Annotated in this window: 2 protein-coding genes and 1 pseudogene; 1 reads left to right on the plus strand and 2 read right to left on the minus strand. The window is 68.3% G+C overall.

Going from position 1 to position 3,898, the window contains the following annotated elements; genetic code table 11:
• Window positions 1-206, minus strand: a 206-nt coding sequence (locus AC5JJ6_RS02910) for a hypothetical protein (RefSeq protein ID WP_496040608.1), incomplete at its 3' end; no start/stop codon positions are given.
• Window positions 207-598: 392 nt separating this feature from the next.
• Here AC5JJ6_RS02910 and AC5JJ6_RS02915 point away from each other — a divergent pair.
• Window positions 599-3,298, plus strand: coding sequence for a glycosyltransferase (locus AC5JJ6_RS02915; RefSeq protein WP_496040609.1), 2,700 nt, complete (start codon window positions 599-601; stop codon window positions 3,296-3,298).
• Between the two features lie 98 nt (window positions 3,299-3,396).
• On the opposite strand, the pseudogene AC5JJ6_RS02920 reads toward AC5JJ6_RS02915, so the two are convergent.
• A pseudogene (locus AC5JJ6_RS02920) lies at window positions 3,397-3,898 on the minus strand (hypothetical protein); the annotation flags it as partial.

Here is a 3,898-nt window from a genome sequence, read left to right on the forward strand (position 1 = left end):
TGCGAGCCCGGACCGCCCGGAACGTTGGTGCGGCCATTCATCGCACCCCCGGCGCCGCCCATGCCGCCCGCACCACCGGCCCCGAGAGCGCCGCTCCCGACGCCGCCGGGTCCGCCGGCGCCGTTTCCGTAACCCTGGGCACCGCTTACCGCACCCATGCCGCTGCTGCTGGCGGCGTCCCACGGCGTCGATTCGCAGGCCGTCAACACGAGCAGGGCACCGAGAATCCCAAAAAGCTTCAACCGCATAGCATACCCTTTATGACGACTGGCCTATAAATGTCCCGAGACACATAGGGGAACATGGCTACCAAATAGTTAACAAACCGCGCGCAGTGCTGTGCCCGTGCAACACACTGGGCACTACCCCCTGCGACACGGTAGCCAAGTGATAGCTGTCACATACCCATCTGCGCAAACTGGATTAGAGTGTCTTATCGTTACAGTGCGGCGCAAAAGGCATCCTTGGTAACGACGACGTACCACCCATCTCTGAGTAGCCCTTCAACAACCACTCACCCCCAGAAAAAACGGCCATGTCGATCCTTCCCACCGGCTCACCGGCGGCGAACACGCGAACTCCGCCCAGGCGGACCCCATTGTCCCTCACCCTTATGGCTGCGGTCCTCGCCGTTACGGCGACGGCGCATCTCGGCATCTGGCGTGGCCAGACGGCGCCGGTGGATGTGGCGGCCTCCCCGAGTCGCCTGCAATCGGTATCCTACAGCCCGTCGGGGCGCGATTTCAGCCCGGAGGACGACCGCCATGTCGCCGTGGCCGAGATCCGCAAGGACATGGCCGCGATCAACGGGATCGCCGACGGCATCCGGACCTATACCGTTTCCGACGGTCAGGACCGTGCGCCGGGCATCGCCAGCCGCATGGGCCTGAAGGTCAACCTCGGGATCTGGCTGAACGCCGACCCGGAGCATAACCGGGCGGAGATCGACCAGGCCGTCGCCATCGCGCGCAACACGCCGAACATCGTGCGCGTCGTGGTCGGCAACGAGTCGCTGCTGCGTGCCGACCAGACCGACGAGACGCTGGCCGCCTATGTGGCCGAGGTCCGGTCCCGCGTGCCGCGCCGCATCCCGGTGGGCACGGCGGATACGTGGTCGGAGTTGCTGAAGGCCCCGAAGACGGTCGCCGTGTCCGACTTCGTCGGCATCCACACGCTGCCGTACTGGGAAAAGCTGGAAAGCTCGGGCGCCATCCCCTACGCGATGGACAAGATCAAGCGCATCCGGCAGGCCTATCCCGGCAAACCGATCTGGATCGGTGAAATCGGCTGGCCGTCCGACGGCGACAACTTCGGCAACGCGCACGCCTCGCGGCCGGAGCAGGCCCGGATCATCCGGGAATTCGCCACGGACGCCAAGCGCATGGGCGTCGAGTACAACGTGATCGAAGCCTTCGACCAGCCGTGGAAGACGGCGATCGAAGGCAGCCCCGGCCCGCACTGGGGCGTCCTGGACGCCGACCGGCAGCCCAAGTGGCAGCTGCGCGGCGCCGTCGAACCCAAGCCGGAAGCGCTCGGAGTCGGCATCGTGTCGGTCCTGATCGGCGTGTTCCTGTCGGTGCCGGCCCTGTTCCGCCGCCGCGCCACCGTGCTCCAGGCGCTGCTGTGGTCGATCGCCGCCCATGGTTCCGCCGGCATGACCGCCTGGGCCGTGCTTGCCGCACTGGGCATCTACGCCACCCCCGGTACCCTGGTGATGTGGGCCAGCGGTCTGGCGCTGGGCGGCATCCTGCTGGTGCTGGCGCTGGCCGACCTCGACGAGATGACGCGGACGCTGCTGGGCCGCCGTCCGACCCGTCTGCTGCCCCGGGAAGGCGCCGGCGCGCTGATCGGGTCGGCCGGAGTCGCCGTCCGCCAGCCGATGGTGTCCGTCCATATCGCCGCCCGCAACGAGGATCCGGCGATGCTGAACGCCACCCTCGACAGCTTGGCGGCGCAGGAATACCCGGCCTTCGAAGTGGTCGTCGCGATCAACAACACCAACGACATGAGCCTGATCACCCCGGTCGAGGAATACTGCCGGGTCCTGAACGAGCGCATGGGCCGCGACGCCTTCAAGTTCGCCAACTTCAACCCGATCACCGGCTTCAAGGCGGGCGCGCTGAACCGCGCGCTGAAGATCACCGACCCGGAAGCCGAGGTCATCGCCGTCCTCGACGCCGACTACGCCGTGTCGCCGCACTGGCTGAGCCGGCTGGCCCCCGCCTTCTCCGACCCCGCCGTCGGTCTGGTGCAGGCCCCGCAGGAGCACCGCGACGGCGACCAGTCGCTGCTGAAGCGCCTGATGGCCGCCGAGTACCGCGCCTTCTTCGACAGCGGCATGGTCGAGCGGAACGAGGACAACGCCCTGATCGCCCACGGCACCATGATCATGGTCCGCCGCTCGGCGCTGGAAGGCCTGGGCGGCTGGTCGGAATGGTGCATCGTCGAGGACACCGAACTGGGCCTGACGCTGCTGGAGCAGGGCTGGAAGCAGCACTACACGACGGAACGCCTGGGGGCGGGCATCACGCCGGACAGCTTCAAGGACTTCCGCCAGCAGCGTCACCGCTGGGCCTATGGCTCGGTCCAGATCATGAAGGCGCACGTCAAGCACCTGCTTCCCGGCGCCAAGGGCCTGAACGGCGCGCAGAAGCTGCACTTCTGGTCCGGCTGGGCGCGCTGGTGGTCGGATGCCCTGGGACTGGTCGCAGCCGCGGGCGCCATCTCGTGGACCGCACTGGCGACCGTCCTGCCGCTGCACCTGCCGCCGCCGGAAGTGACCGCCATCGCGATCGCCGCCTTGATGCTGCGGGCGGCCGCCAGCATGGCGCTGACCCGGTTCGCGTCCGGCCATAGCTGGGGCGAGACGGTCGGCACCTCCATCCTGGGCATGAGTCTGAACTACACCGTCGGCGCCGCCGTGCTGAAGGGCCTGTTCACCAAGCACGAGCCGTTCAAGGTGACGTCGAAGGGCAAGCGCAAGAAGGCCGCCAAGTTCCCGGCCATGCCGGAAGCGATCCTGAGCGGCCTGCTGGTCGTGGCCTGCATCACCGCGATCGTGCTGAACCATGCCGGTACGGTGTCGCTGACGCTGTGGACGATCCTGCTGGCCGTGATGGCGGTGCCGAACATCGCCGCGTCCCTGCTGGCCGCGACCGACCTGATGCCGGTCCGCGAGAAGGCGCCGGAAGCCGCGACGGAGCCGGCCGTGGTTTCGGCCCCGGCCCAAGCGGTTGCAGCGGTCCAGGCGGTGGTTGCACCGTCGACGGCGGTGCTGGCCGACGCAACGGGCAACTGACCGAGGCGGGTGCCGGCTGGTAAAAGTCGAGTGGGTGGAAGGCGGCTCGGGAGGCATGGCGACATGCCCTTCCGGGCCGCTTTTGTTATCAGGAGTCATCATTTCGCGTTGGACGGCTGCGCCTGCTCGGGCCAAAGCTCCGGCGGGAGCAGGGTGTCGGAGTCGTCGAAATAGGCCCGCGCGTCGCTGAGCTCCTCGATCCGGGGAGACAGCTCGGGGTGATGGGCCATCAGGTGTGCGTAGCGGAAGATCCGCCGCGCGGCTTCGGCGCGGGCGGCTTGCTGGGCGGCGGCACGGGCTTCTGCTCGGGCTTGGGCGGGGGAAAGCCGGTCTGGTGCTGGAGCCGGGGCGGGTTCCACGGGCTGCGGCAGTTCGGGCGGCATCGGCGGGTCGAACACGGTTTCCGGAGGGTCGGGCAGTTCGGCTTCGGGTGCAGCCTCGGGTTCGGCTTCCGCGTCGGCGGTTTCCTCGTCCTCTCCCGGCAGCCGGTGCATTTCCTCCAGCGCCGCTTCCACGCCGCCGGAGCGTTTGGCGGTCGTGGGGGTGAGGCCGCGCAGGCGGGCGATCATGTCGATGGCGCGGAGGGTGGCGAAGTCGTTC

The organism is Skermanella sp. (assembly GCF_059503625.1).